The sequence below is a fragment of the Halomonas sp. MES3-P3E genome, from assembly GCF_002836035.1.
GTDB lineage: Bacteria > Pseudomonadota > Gammaproteobacteria > Pseudomonadales > Halomonadaceae > Vreelandella > Vreelandella arctica.
Genome location: NZ_PJBT01000016.1, coordinates 25,442 through 38,522, shown reverse-complemented (window position 1 = coordinate 38,522; position 13,081 = coordinate 25,442). Strand labels below are relative to the sequence as shown.

Below are 13,081 nucleotides of genomic sequence, written 5' to 3'. Positions count from 1 at the left end.
TAAGCCGAAGGCGCCCCGTCAAGGGGCGCCTTTTTTGTTATGCTGTACCTATAACACTGCAAAGTTTCTTTTATTGACCAGGCTGCAGCATGAAATCACTTATGGATACGTCCTCTACGCAAACAGCTGAAAATGCTTTCCAGCTGCGTTGTGGACGCCACCTGCTGGATCTCTCCTTTCCCCGCGTTATGGGCATCCTTAATGTCACACCCGACTCTTTTTCTGATGGCGGTCAGCACGTGGCGTTAGATGATGCGTTGCGCCATGCCGAGCGGATGTTGGCGGAAGGGGCGGCGATCATTGATGTGGGAGGCGAGTCGACTCGCCCTGGCGCTACGCCTGTCAGCCCCCAGGAAGAGCTTGACCGGGTTGCCCCCGTGGTAGAAATCCTGGTGCGCGAACTGGATGCGCTGGTATCGGTGGATACCAGTTGTCCTGCCGTTATCCGCGAGGCGAGTGAGCTGGGCGCCGGTATGCTTAACGACGTGCGCGCGTTAGAGCGCGAAGGGGCGCTGTTGGCTGCGGTAGGCAGTGGCCTGCCCGTTTGCTTAATGCATCGCCAGGGCGAGCCGCAAGATATGCAGCAAGCACCTGCTTATTCGCGCCCAATCGAGGAAGAGGTAGCAGACTATTTGGCCCGCCGAGTGGCCGAGTGTGAGGCGGCCGGGCTGCGCCGTAATCGGCTTTTAGTTGACCCTGGTTTTGGCTTCGGCAAAACCGTCGAACACAATCTACGCTTACTCAAATATATGGAGACTCTACAATCGTTGGAGCTTCCATTACTGGTAGGTATGTCACGCAAGAGTATGATTGGAAAAGTGTTAGGCCGCCCGGTAGAGGAGCGTCTTTCCGGTGGTTTGGCACTGGCAGCCATGGCGGTAGAGCGTGGGGCGAATATTCTGCGTGTACATGATGTCGCTGCAGCGGTAGATGCAGTCAATATGGCGTGGGCGGTACTACAAGAGGGCTGCGAGCCGCCGCTTAACAAGGAGTCTGACGCATGACAAGGCGCTATTTTGGTACCGATGGTATTCGCGGCACAGTGGGTAAATCGCCCATTACGGCTGATTTTATGCTCAAGCTAGGCTGGGCGGCAGGGCAGGTCTTGCGCCGTGATAAAGGTCGAACGCGGGTGTTAATTGGCAAAGATACGCGTATCTCTGGCTACATGTTTGAATCCGCATTAGAGGCGGGGCTTTCTGCCGCCGGTGTGGATGTGTCGCTGTTGGGGCCAATGCCTACACCAGGCATCGCCTACTTGACGCGTACGTTCCGTGCTGACGCGGGTATTGTCATCTCGGCATCTCACAACCCCTTCGATGACAATGGCATCAAGTTCTTCTCCGCAGAGGGCAAGAAGCTCCCTGATGAAACGGAAGATCGTATTGAGGCCATGCTTGAAGCGCCGCTGACCACGGCAGAAGCCGCTCAGTTGGGTAAAGCTACCCGTATCGACGACGCCGCAGGTCGTTACATTGAATTTTGTAAATCAACCCTGCCTGATCGGCTTAGTTTGCATGGCCTTAAGGTAGTCCTAGATTGCGCCCACGGTGCCACTTACCATATCGCGCCTAATGTGTTTCGCGAGCTGGGGGCTTACGTTACCACCATCGGCGCTGCGCCCGACGGGTTAAATATTAACCAGCAGGTAGGTTCAACGCATCCCGCCGCATTGCGTGCTGCCGTCATTCAGCAAAATGCAGACTTGGGGATTGCCTTTGACGGTGATGGTGATCGCGTAATGTTGGTTGACGGCGATGGCCGCGAAGTGGATGGCGACGATATCCTCTATTTAATTGCCCGTGATCGTCATGAGCGTGGTTTGCTGCAGGGCGGCGTGGTGGGCACCTTGATGTCTAATTTTGGCTTATCCATGGCGCTGGATAATCTGGGTATTCCTTTTGAACGTGCAAAAGTGGGCGACCGTTTTGTCATGGAGCGAATGGCCGCTAACGGTTGGGAGTTGGGTGGTGAGTCGTCAGGGCACATTGTCTGCGGTCATGTGCAGACTACCGGTGATGGTATCGTCTCGGCGCTGCAGGTATTGGCGCTGATGATGCGCGAGCAGAAGAGCCTGCCGACGCTGCTAAAAGAGCTGGAAAAAGTGCCGCAGGCGCTGGTTAATGTGCGTTTACCCGCCCATACAAGTGCTAAAGAAGTGATGGAGTCGGCGCCGCTCCAGCAGGCGGTTGCTGCATTAGAGCATGAGTTGGGTGATGAAGGACGCGTATTGTTGCGCCCGTCAGGCACTGAACCGCTAATTCGTGTGATGGTGGAGGGGCGTGCCCATTTGGATGTCGAACAATTGGCGCACAGCTTGGCTGAACAAGTTCAGGCATTGCTTAAATAAATGTGCCCCACTATTTGATATAACTAGCTGGTCGATTTAACTAGCGGTCGATATAGCTAGCTGGCCCAGGAAAGCAAACCTGTGCTTGCAACAGCGGTTGTCTTGACAAGGCCGCTCCTATACCATTTCGCTCCACCTTGAGTGAGGAGAGTCGATGCGTACGCCTTTAATTGCCGGTAACTGGAAAATGAACGGTTCCGTGGCGTTGATCAACGAATTCGGACAGGCCTTCTCTGCCGCCGTATCGCCAAAGGGCGTGGATGTCGTTATCATTCCGCCGTTCCCTTATTTGGATGCGGCGCGCCTTGCGTTTGAGGGCACGGGGCTGTCATTGGGTGCGCAAACGTTGAATCCCATTCACTCTGGTGCCCATACCGGTGAAGTGAGTGGTCGTATGCTCAAAGAGTTTGCGGTCTCTTACGTCTTGGTAGGGCACTCAGAGCGGCGTCAGCTTTATAAAGAGAGCGACGAACAGATATTTGCGCGTTTGCTAGCGGCATTGAGCGTGGATATCACGCCGATTCTCTGTGTGGGAGAGTCTTTAGAGGAGCGCGACGCAGGCCGTACGATGGACGTGGTGCTGCGCCAAGTAGGGCATGTAATGTCTCGCCTGGAGCCAGACCAGCGCAAGCAAGTGGTTATTGCCTACGAGCCCGTTTGGGCAATTGGCACGGGGCGTACGGCATCTCCTGAACAAGCCCAGGAAGTCATGGCAGGCATTCGTGCTTACCAGGCGGGCTTTGATAAGGGGTTAGCTGAACAGCTGCGTTTGCTATACGGCGGCAGTATGAACGCAAGTAATGCGGCTGAGCTGCTTGCTCAGCCAGATATCGACGGCGGTCTAGTGGGCGGAGCCTCACTCAAGACCGATGATTTTTATGCCATTTGTCAGTCAGCAGGATAACGCCATGCAAGTTGCAATTCTTATGATCCATGTGGTGATTGCGGTCGCCCTGGTGGTACTCATTCTGCTTCAGCAGGGTAAAGGTGCCGAAGCCGGTGCGGCTTTCGGGGGCGGTGCTTCACAAACTGTGTTTGGTTCGCGGGGCAGCGGTAACTTTTTATCGCGCACGACAGCTATTTTGGCAGCGGGTTTCTTCGTTACCTCGATGGCGCTGGCTTACTTCGCCACCCAGGCTGGTCAGGCACCGGAAGCAGGTATTCCAGATTCGCGTTTGATCGAGCAGCAGCAAAGCGTCCCGACGCTTGACGACAGGCCTGCAGACGTGGATAATACCGCGCCAGTGCTAGAGGAAAGCAGCGAGTAATTAATCCTCGTTGTTTAGTTAGATAACGTTTCTTTAGCCTCCCCTGATGCCGAAGTGGTGGAATTGGTAGACACGCTATCTTGAGGGGGTAGTGACCGTATGGTCGTGCGGGTTCAAGTCCCGCCTTCGGCACCATCTGTTTTGCTGGTTCGCCAGCTTCCCAGAATGTTTTTCTTTACTGTCAAAATGGCACTGTTGCATTTAGCAGCTAAATGAAAAGCAGCTTTAAGTAAGATGTTCTTGAAGCAAGTAGTTCTTGACGTAGGTGGCTTTAGTGTCTATTATCGTCGACCTAGATTGATGCGGGGTGGAGCAGTCTGGTAGCTCGTCGGGCTCATAACCCGAAGGTCATCGGTTCAAATCCGGTCCCCGCTACCATATCCTAGTAACATGTAGATAGTTTGTTTCCTTTGTACTTTTTTGGAAAACAATCAATCTTACCAGGCTAGCCCTGTTACATGTTTCTAAGATGGTACTTAAGGTTTCTTTCAAAAAGCCCCTTCCAGTGAAGGGGCTTTTTGTTAGCAGCTTTTGGATAGCGAGCGCTTTTGTAAACAGGAGCGCCTTAAGAACGGATGTCGTCCGGATTTTCGGAGACACATTCCCGAGTAACGCCAATCAGCCACCTAGCTTTTCTAATAACTCCTGGCCAGGTGCCTGATGCAACGGCTATAGGAGCTTTGTCTGTGGCCACTAAACACGCTGCGCTTCACGCGCTGATCGAACCTGTTGTTGCTGCCATGGGCTTTGAACTATGGGGCATCGACCATCTTTCCCAGGGCAAAAATTCGCGGCTGGTGATCTACATCGAGCGCGAGAGTGGCGTTAGCGTGGAAGACTGCGCAGATATTAGCCGCCAAGTCAGTGCTGTTATGGATGTGGAAGACCCCATTGCCGGTGAGTATCGGTTGGAAGTCTCCTCGCCAGGCATGGCACGTCCCTTGTATTCCCTGGATCAGTTTACCCGCTTTCAAGGTCATCACGTCGCGCTCAAGCTGCGCACTGCCTTTGACGGGCGGCGCAAGTATCAAGGGCTTCTGGTCGGTGTTGAGGGAGATGAAGTACTCATTCAACTGGATGGCGAAGAGTATTGCTTTCCTATTGAGAGTATTGATTCTGCTCACATTGTACCGCAGTTCGACGATTAACCGAGTGGCGGCGCTGCCGGCAGGCTGCCGGGGTGATGCACATAAGGATAGGTTTTCTGGCGAGGCATACGCATGAGTAAAGAAATTTTAATGGTCGTTGACGCGATCTCCAATGAGAAGGGCGTCCCACGTGACGTCATCTTCGAAGCGGTAGAAGCCGCTCTTGCGAGCGCGTCACGTAAGCGTTTTGACAAAGAAGAAGCCAATGTGCGCGTCCATATTGACCGTCGCACCGGTGAATACGAAACCTTCCGCTTTTGGACTGTCGTAGAAGACGACGAGTTTGAAACGCCAGATTACGAAATTAAAGAGACCATCGCCGAGCAGCGTGATCCGCCGCTAAAATTGGGCGATGTGGTCGAAAAAACCATCGAAAACGCATCGTTTGGTCGTATTGCAGCGCAAACCGCTAAGCAGGTTATCGTACAGAAAGTACGTGAAGCTGAGCGGGCTGAAGTCGTACGCCAATACGCAGATCGTGAAGGCGAACTGGTTGCTGGCATTGTTAAGAAAACCACCCGCGACGGCCTGATCATTGATTTGGGCGAAAACGCTGAAGCGTTTTTACCCCGCAATGAAATGATCCACGGTGAGCGTTACCGCATGAATGAGCGGGTGCGTGCCCTGTTGGTCAAAGTAGACCCGGACGCTCGTGGCGCCCAGCTCCAGCTGTCGCGGACATGTCCCGAGCTGATTATTGAGCTGTTCAAAATTGAAGTGCCTGAAATCGCTGAGCAGCTGATTGAGATTAAAGGGGCTGCGCGGGATCCCGGTTCGCGCGCCAAAATTGCGGTTAAAACCAATGATCGCCGTATCGACCCCGTGGGTGCCTGTGTGGGTATGCGCGGTTCGCGAGTTCAAGCAGTTTCGTCCGAGCTGCAAAACGAGCGTGTCGATATTGTGTTGTGGGACGACAATCCCGCCCAGTTGGTAATTAATGCCATGGCGCCCGCCGATGTTGGGTCTATCCTTGTTGACGAAGATGCCCACGCGATGGACGTGGCCGTGGCGCAAGATAATCTGGCTCAGGCCATTGGCCGTAGCGGCCAGAACGTGCGTTTAGCCTCTGAGCTTACCGGCTGGCGGATTAACGTCATGACCGAAGAAGAAGCAGAGTCTAAGCGCGACCAAGAGATTGATAGCCTGGTGGACTCTTTCATCCAGCACCTTGAAGTGGATGAAGATGTCGCTCGCCTGTTGGTGGAAGAGGGGTTCACTACCCTGGAAGAAGTCGCCTACGTGCCGATGGAAGAGATGCTCGAAATCGAAGAGTTCGATGAAGAATTAGTAGAGCAGCTACGCGCACGTGCGAAAGACGAGCTGCTGACGATGGCAATTGCCTCGGAAGAAGCGCTAGACGGTGCCCAGCCAGCAGCTGATCTGCTGGAGATGGATGGCATGGAACGCCACCTGGCCTTCATTTTGGCCAGTCGCGGCATTGTCACTATGGAAGATCTCGCCGAGCAGTCTGTCGACGATCTGGTCGATATCGAGGAGTTGGACGAAGCGCGCGCAGCGGCACTGATCATGACTGCCCGTGCGCCCTGGTTTGAAGTCGATGACGCATCGGATTCGAACACACAGTAAACAGGTCACGGGCTGAGGAGGGTCAATATGTCAGATATGACAGTTAAAGATTTCGCAGGAAAGGTGGGCCGTGATGTGCCCCGCCTACTAGAGCAAATGAAAGAAGCAGGTTTAAAGCACGCTCGAGAAAGCGATGCTGTGTCTGAAGAAGATAAGCAAAAACTGCTGAGTTTCTTGAAGAAAAGCCACGGTGGTAGCGACACCGCTGAAGCGGGCAAAAACCGCATCACGCTGACGCGCAAAACCCGTAGCCGTATTAATACCGGCGAGCGCGGCAAAACTATCGAAGTGCAGGTACGTAAGAAAAAGACTTACGTCAAAAGCGCTGAAGATGAGAAGCCGAAAGCGCCAGAGCCTAGCTACACCGGCCCACGCCAGTTAGTGGGTGATATGGCGGAAGCGGAAGCTGAGCGCAAAGTAAACGATGCGCGTGTCGCTGAAGAAAAAGCAGCTGCGCAGAAGGCCCAGGCAGCTAAAGCGGCTGAAGAAGCTGCGAGCAAGAAAGAAGCCGCTGCTAAGAAGCCAGCTGACGCCAAGCCGAAAGCTGAAAAGGCGCCTGTAACGCCTGCTCTCGACGTGCCTAATCTGCAAATCGACGATACCCCATCTGGCGACGACATGCCGCCAGCGCCGCCGAAAGAAGGCCGTTCTGACCGCCGTACGGCCCCGCCTAAGAAGACCGCAGCGAAAGCCAAAGGTCGTCGTGACGATGAAGATCGTGGTGAGCGTGAAGAGCGTAAGCGTGGCGGCGGTGGCAAGAAGGTAAAACGTGCCGAGCAACGTCGCGGCGGTCGCCGTGGTGGCAACCAGACCGGCAATGGCAAGCATGCTTTCCAGAAACCGACCCAGCCGATCGTGCGTGAAGTGTCGATCCCTGAGTCTATCAGCGTGGCGGAATTGGCCGACAAAATGTCGATCAAAGCCAACGAAGTGATCAAGGCCATGTTTAACATGGGCGCAGCGGTCACCATCAACCAAACCATCGATCAGGATACGGCTGCGATCGTGGTGGAAGAGATGGGCCACACGCCGAAGCTGGTGAAAGATGACGCGCTGGAAACGGAAATGCTCGAAGGCATCTCCTACGAAGGCGAAGAGATCACTCGTTCACCGGTCGTGACCGTGATGGGTCACGTCGACCACGGTAAAACATCGCTGCTGGATTATATCCGTAAAGCGAAAGTGGCCACCGGTGAAGCGGGTGGTATCACCCAGCACATTGGCGCGTACCACGTGGAAGATAACCACGGTGGCGTGACCTTCCTGGATACGCCAGGTCACGCGGCGTTTACCGCCATGCGTGCCCGTGGTGCCAAGGCAACGGACGTGGTCATTCTCGTTGTCGCAGCGGATGACGGCGTGATGCCGCAGACGATCGAGGCAATTGAGCACTCCAAAGCCGCCGAAGTACCCATGGTGGTGGCGGTGAACAAGATCGATAAGCAGGGCATCGATCTGGATCGCATCAAAAACGAGCTTTCGCAGCACGGCGTTATTTCGGAAGAGTGGGGCGGTGATACTCAGTTCGTTCACGTGTCTGCTAAGACCGGTGAAGGTATGGAAGAGCTGCTGGAAGCGATCCAGCTGGCCTCCGAAGTGCTTGAGCTGAAAGCTGTGCCTTCCGCACCAGGTAAAGGGGTTGTGGTTGAATCGCGCCTTGATAAAGGTCGTGGTCCGGTCGCTACCGTACTGGTTCAGAACGGCACGCTGAGAAAGGGCGATATCGTCCTCGCTGGCCTGCACTACGGCCGCGTACGTGCGCTGACCAACGAACTTGCCCAGCAAGTCGATGAAGTTGGCCCGGCCATGCCGGTCGAGATTCAAGGCTTGGGCGGCACGCCGGATGCCGGTGACGACTTCATGGTCGTGGCCGACGAGAAGAAAGCCCGCGAAGTGGCTAACTTCCGTCAAGGAAAATACCGCGAAGTGCGCCTGGCGCGTCAGCAGAAGGCCAAGCTGGAGAACATGTTCAGCCAGATGGGCCAAGACGAAGTGGCCAAGGTCAACATCGTCCTCAAAGCCGACGTACAAGGCTCGCTGGAAGCGATCAAAGGCGCCTTGGAAGAGCTCTCCACTGATGAAGTCGAAGTGGCTGTGGTCTCCTCGGGTGTGGGTGGTATCACCGGTACCGATGCCAACTTGGCGCTCGCGTCAGAAGCCATCGTGGTCGGCTTTAACGTTCGTGCCGATGCCGCTGCCCGTGAGATCGTTGAGCGCGAAGGCCTGGATCTGCGTTACTACAGCGTTATTTACCAATTGATCGACGAGGTCAAGCAGGCGATGAGCGGTATGCTCGCACCTGAGTGGAAAGAAGAGATCGTTGGTATTGCTGAAGTGCGCGATGTATTCCGTGCGCCGAAGATTGGTGCGATCGCCGGTTGTATGGTGATTGAAGGCAACGTGCATCGTAATAAGAAGATCCGCGTATTGCGTGATGACGTGGTGATCTACGAAGGCGAGCTCGAATCGCTGCGCCGCTTCAAAGACGATGTGCAGGAAGTGCGCAACGGCATGGAGTGTGGCATCGGCGTGAAGAACTACAACGATGTCCAAGTCGGCGATAAGATCGAAGTCTTCGACCAAGTGAAGGTCGAGCGTAGCCTGTAAGGCTGCGAGGAGCTAACCATGCGCGAATTTAAGCGTACCGACCGGGTAGCCGACCAGCTCCAGAAGGAGCTGGCGGTACTGATCCAGCGTGAAGTGAAAGATCCGCGTCTAGGCATGGTCACGGTCAGCGGTGTCACCGTTAGCCGTGACCTTGGCTATTCCGATGTCTATGTCACTCTGCTGGGTGAGCAAGAGCCCGAGCGTATTAAGGAAAACCTGCAGGTGCTGAAGCGCGCGGCTGGTTTTCTAAGAAGTCAGATTGCTAAGCGTATCAAGCTTCGTCACGTGCCAGAACTACGCTTTCATTTCGATGAGAGCGTCGTGCGTGGTCAGCAGCTCTCTTCATTGATTGATGAAGCGGTGACCACGGATCGTGCACGCTATCAAAATGACGAGGATGACGCCGAGCAAAGTGAGGAAACTCGCTAGTGGCGCGTCAACGTCGAGGTTTACCGGTTAATGGCGTGCTGCTGCTGGATAAGCCTAAGGGCGTTTCCAGCAACCATGCGCTGCAGCGTGTTCGTCGGCTGTTCCAGGCTCAAAAAGCTGGGCATACCGGCACGCTAGACCCGATGGCAACCGGCTTATTGCCGATTTGCCTTGGGGAAGCCACTAAGTTCTCGTCGCACTTGCTTGAAGCCGACAAGGTGTATCGCACCCGGGTAGAACTGGGGGTAATCACCGATACCGGCGATGCGGAAGGCTCGGTGATGGAGCAGCATGAAGTTCCCAGCCTAAGCGTCGATGATGTGGAAGCTGTGCTCACCCGTTTTCGCGGTGAGATTGACCAAGTGCCGCCCATGTATTCGGCGCTAAAGCATCAGGGCAAAAAACTCTACGAGCTGGCCCGTGAAGGCAAACACGTAGAGCGTGCAGCACGGCGGATAAGCGTGTATGATGCGCGCCTGCTATCGTTTGAAGGCACTGCTTTCGAGCTGGAAGTAAGCTGCAGTAAAGGCACTTACATCCGCACGTTAGCCGAAGATATAGGTCAAGCGCTTGGCTGTGGAGCGCACATCAGTCAGCTAAGAAGGCTCAAAACGGGGCCTTTTTTAGCCGACGCGATGTGGACGCTAGAGGCACTGGAAGCATTGGCCGACCAAGCCGCCTTGGAAGCTGAGCTAATGCCTGTGGATGTGCTGGTGAATCATTTACCGTTACTAACAGTCGATGACACCGCACACGCCCGTTTGGCCCATGGCCAGCCCGCTACTCTCGAAACCGGCGCATTAGCCGCGGACGACGTAGCCCGACTTTATTATGCCGAGACGTTTATCGGCCTTGGTGTAGTGAAAGGTGCCCAGGAAGTGTCGCCTAAGCGGCTGTTAAGTACCGTCGCTATCTCGTAAGGCCTGTTGCAAGGACGCCGCAGACTACGTGAAAATAGTAAGATGCAAGACGCACATAGTAGCTTGAGACTGCAAATATGCGTGGTCTCACCCATTCATTTTTAGGCATATTGCTTACTGGAGATACAGATGGCTTTAACCGCTGAGAAGAAGGCCGAGATCGTCACTGAATACGGCCGCGGCGATAACGATACCGGTTCCCCTGAAGTGCAGGTTGCACTGCTGAGCGCCAACATCAATGGCCTGCAGGACCACTTCAAGACCAACAAGCAGGATCACCACTCTCGTCGTGGTCTGATCCGCATGGTTAACCAGCGTCGTAAGCTGCTGGACTACCTAAAGCGTAAAGATTTCGAACGCTATCAGTCTCTGATTCAGCGCTTGAGTCTGCGCCGCTAAGTTTTTACGGCTACGATTCGAAACGGGCAGCTCCCAAGGAGCTGCCCGTTTTTTTATGTTTCGAGTTGACGACGAGAGGGAACAGGTAGCCCTAACGCGCTCCAGCGCCTAGAATGGTAACGAGTCAAAACGACCTAAACGAATAGACAAGTAGATATTGATAATGCTGAAGGAAGTCGCTGTGAATCCGGTAAAGAAAACGTTCCAGTACGGTCGTAGCACCGTCACGCTCGAAACCGGGCGTATTGCTCGCCAAGCTACCGGCGCTGTCATGGTAACAATGGATGACACCGTCGTACTGTGTACCGTGGTTGCTCGAAAAGAAGCTAACCCGAGCCAGCCCTTTTTCCCCCTCTCGGTACACTACCAAGAGAAAACCTACGCGGTGGGCAAAATTCCTGGCGGCTTCTTCAAGCGCGAAGGGCGCCCCACTGAAAAAGAGACGCTAACCTCGCGCCTGATTGATCGCCCTATCCGCCCGCTGTTCCCCAAAGGCTTTATGAACGAAGTGCAGGTTGTCTGTACCGTTCTCTCTACCGATCGTAACCACGATCCGGATATTGCCGCTTTGCTTGGCACCTCCGCGGCGCTGAGTATCTCTGGCGTACCGTTTAGTGGCCCGATTGGCGCGGCTCGCGTTGGCTTTAACGAAGAGAAAGGCTACTTCCTCAACCCGACGGTTGAAGAACTGGCCACCTCTGAGCTCGACATGGTCGTTGCCGGTACTGAAAAGGCCGTGCTGATGGTTGAGTCCGAAGCCAAAGAGCTGCTTGAAGACGAGATGCTGGGTGCCGTACTGTTCGGTCATCAGGAGATGCAGGTCGCCATCAGTGCGATCAACGAGCTGGTCGCTGAGGCGGGCAAGCCGCGCTGGGAATGGCAGGCAGCTGAAGAAAACGTGGCGCTTAAAGCCGCCATGGCCGATGCCTTTGAAGCGAAAGTGGGCGATGCCTATCGCATCACTGACAAGATGCAGCGCCAAGATGCGCTAGCTGAGCTGAAAGCTCAAGCCATTGAGCAGCTGGCAGCCGATGAAGGCGAACCGGTTAATGACAAGTTCAGTAAAGATGACGTGAAAGGTGCCTTTGCTGGATTGGAAAAACGCGTTGTCCGTTCACGCGTGGTAAAAGGCGAGCCGCGCATTGACGGTCGTGATAACCAAACCGTGCGCCCCTTGGCCATCGAAGTCGGTGTGCTGCCCAAAGCGCACGGTTCTGCTGTGTTCACTCGCGGTGAGACCCAGGCGATTGCCGTGGCAACGTTGGGCACGCTGCGTGATTCTCAGCTCATCGAATCGTTGGAAGGTGAGCGTAAAGACCGCTTTATGCTGCACTACAACTTCCCTCCCTACTCAGTGGGCGAAGCTGGCTTTATGGGTGGCCCGAAACGTCGTGAAATCGGTCACGGCCGCTTGGCGCGTCGTGGCGTGCAGGCCATGCTGCCCGCCGAAGATGCTTTCCCGTATACCATTCGTGTAGTGTCCGAAATCACCGAGTCTAACGGTTCAAGCTCGATGGCTTCTGTATGTGGCTCTTCGCTAGCCTTGATGGACGCGGGTGTGCCGTTGAAAGCACCGGTCGCTGGTATTGCCATGGGCTTGGTGAAAGACGCCGATGGCTTTGCCGTCTTGACCGATATCCTGGGTGACGAAGATCACCTTGGTGATATGGACTTTAAAGTGGCCGGTTCGGAAGAGGGCATCACCGCCCTGCAGATGGACATCAAGATCGAAGGCATCAACGAAGAGATTATGGAGCTCGCGCTGCAACAAGCACTGACCGCGCGTTTGAGTATTCTCGAGCAGATGAATGTCGTGATCAGCCAGAGCCGTAGCGATGTCTCCGACAACGCGCCGTCCATGGCAACCATTAAAATCGATCCTGATAAGATTCGTGACGTTATCGGTAAAGGCGGCGCGACGATTCGCAAAATTTGCGAAGACACCGGCGCCTCCATCGATCTCGACGACGATGGCACCGTCCGTATCTATGCGGAAGATAAAGCCGCTGCGAAACGTGCCATCGATACCGTACTGGCGATTACCGCCGAAGCGGAAATTGGCAAGCTGTATAACGGCAAGGTCGTACGTATTGCCGACTTCGGTGCGTTTGTTAACATCATGCCGGGAACCGATGGCCTGGTACACATCTCGCAGATCGTTGCTGAGCGCGTTAATAACGTGCGCGACTTCTTGAACGAAGGCGACGACGTGATCGTTAAGGTGCTCGATATCGACAACCGCAACCGCGTGAAGCTGTCGATGAAAGAGATCACCGAAGAAGAGAAAGCTGCTTTTGCCGCAGAAGCAACGGAAGCCGAAGCCACGATTTAATCAGTTCGATTTAAATCGCTAGTTAGGTTTTTGTTATCGCC

The 13,081-nt window shown here is 54.7% G+C and carries 11 protein-coding genes and 2 tRNA genes; all 13 read left to right on the top strand.

The features are described 5' to 3' along the window. Nucleotides 1-89 precede the first annotated feature (89 nt). The 13 genes from folP to pnp all read left to right on the top strand — a co-directional run bounded on the left by folP (nt 90) and on the right by pnp (nt 13,040). A complete protein-coding gene (gene folP, locus CXF87_RS04780; protein ID WP_101145698.1) occupies nt 90-1,004 on the top strand; it encodes a dihydropteroate synthase in 915 nt (304 codons plus the stop codon). Then, nucleotides 1,001-2,350 (top strand): phosphoglucosamine mutase, encoded by a 1,350-nt coding sequence (gene glmM / locus CXF87_RS04775; protein WP_101145697.1) that lies wholly within the window; start codon nt 1,001-1,003, stop codon nt 2,348-2,350. The genes folP and glmM overlap by 4 nt, the downstream gene beginning before the upstream one ends. Before the next feature lie 154 nt (nt 2,351-2,504). Beyond that, on the top strand, nt 2,505-3,254 hold the full coding sequence (gene tpiA / locus CXF87_RS04770; protein ID WP_101145696.1) for a triose-phosphate isomerase: 750 nt from the start codon (nt 2,505-2,507) through the stop codon (nt 3,252-3,254). Between the two features lie 4 nt (nt 3,255-3,258). Continuing rightward, a complete protein-coding gene (gene secG, locus CXF87_RS04765) occupies nt 3,259-3,618 on the top strand; it encodes a preprotein translocase subunit SecG (protein ID WP_022520708.1) in 360 nt (119 codons plus the stop codon). A gap of 48 nt (nt 3,619-3,666) precedes the next feature. Next, nucleotides 3,667-3,753 (top strand) — tRNA-Leu (locus CXF87_RS04760). Between the two features lie 166 nt (nt 3,754-3,919). After that, a tRNA-Met gene (locus CXF87_RS04755) sits at nt 3,920-3,996 on the top strand. Nucleotides 3,997-4,304: 308 nt separating this feature from the next. Further along, nucleotides 4,305-4,766 (top strand): ribosome maturation factor RimP, encoded by a 462-nt coding sequence (gene rimP, locus CXF87_RS04750; RefSeq protein WP_008958796.1) that lies wholly within the window; start codon nt 4,305-4,307, stop codon nt 4,764-4,766. A 72-nt stretch (nt 4,767-4,838) separates the two neighbouring features. Beyond that, a complete protein-coding gene (nusA, locus tag CXF87_RS04745; RefSeq protein ID WP_008958797.1) occupies nt 4,839-6,353 on the top strand; it encodes a transcription termination factor NusA in 1,515 nt (504 codons plus the stop codon). Between the two features lie 27 nt (nt 6,354-6,380). Next, a complete protein-coding gene (gene infB / locus CXF87_RS04740; RefSeq protein ID WP_101145695.1) occupies nt 6,381-8,960 on the top strand; it encodes a translation initiation factor IF-2 in 2,580 nt (859 codons plus the stop codon). Nucleotides 8,961-8,978: 18 nt separating this feature from the next. Continuing rightward, the gene (rbfA, locus tag CXF87_RS04735) at nt 8,979-9,389 is read left to right on the top strand and encodes a 30S ribosome-binding factor RbfA (protein ID WP_101145694.1); all 411 of its coding nucleotides are present in this window, start codon (nt 8,979-8,981) and stop codon (nt 9,387-9,389) included. After that, nucleotides 9,389-10,309 carry a tRNA pseudouridine(55) synthase TruB gene (truB, locus tag CXF87_RS04730; RefSeq protein ID WP_101145693.1) on the top strand — a complete coding sequence of 307 codons (921 nt, stop codon included), beginning with the start codon at nt 9,389-9,391 and terminating at the stop codon, nt 10,307-10,309. Before rbfA ends, truB begins: the two co-directional genes overlap by 1 nt. Nucleotides 10,310-10,438: 129 nt before the next feature. Continuing rightward, on the top strand, nt 10,439-10,708 hold the full coding sequence (gene rpsO / locus CXF87_RS04725) for a 30S ribosomal protein S15 (RefSeq protein ID WP_101145692.1): 270 nt from the start codon (nt 10,439-10,441) through the stop codon (nt 10,706-10,708). A gap of 163 nt (nt 10,709-10,871) precedes the next feature. Continuing rightward, on the top strand, nt 10,872-13,040 hold the full coding sequence (gene pnp, locus CXF87_RS04720) for a polyribonucleotide nucleotidyltransferase (RefSeq protein ID WP_101145691.1): 2,169 nt from the start codon (nt 10,872-10,874) through the stop codon (nt 13,038-13,040). Nucleotides 13,041-13,081: the final 41 nt, after the last annotated feature.

Coding starts and splice junctions, on each gene's coding strand:
- tpiA (WP_101145696.1), top strand. CDS start 2,505: ATGCGTACGCCTTTAATTGCCGGTAACTGGAAAATGAACGGTTCCGTG.
- glmM (WP_101145697.1), top strand. CDS start 1,001: ATGACAAGGCGCTATTTTGGTACCGATGGTATTCGCGGCACAGTGGGT.
- rpsO (WP_101145692.1), top strand. CDS start 10,439: ATGGCTTTAACCGCTGAGAAGAAGGCCGAGATCGTCACTGAATACGGC.
- nusA (WP_008958797.1), top strand. CDS start 4,839: ATGAGTAAAGAAATTTTAATGGTCGTTGACGCGATCTCCAATGAGAAG.
- infB (WP_101145695.1), top strand. CDS start 6,381: ATGTCAGATATGACAGTTAAAGATTTCGCAGGAAAGGTGGGCCGTGAT.
- pnp (WP_101145691.1), top strand. CDS start 10,872: ATGCTGAAGGAAGTCGCTGTGAATCCGGTAAAGAAAACGTTCCAGTAC.
- folP (WP_101145698.1), top strand. CDS start 90: ATGAAATCACTTATGGATACGTCCTCTACGCAAACAGCTGAAAATGCT.
- rbfA (WP_101145694.1), top strand. CDS start 8,979: ATGCGCGAATTTAAGCGTACCGACCGGGTAGCCGACCAGCTCCAGAAG.
- secG (WP_022520708.1), top strand. CDS start 3,259: ATGCAAGTTGCAATTCTTATGATCCATGTGGTGATTGCGGTCGCCCTG.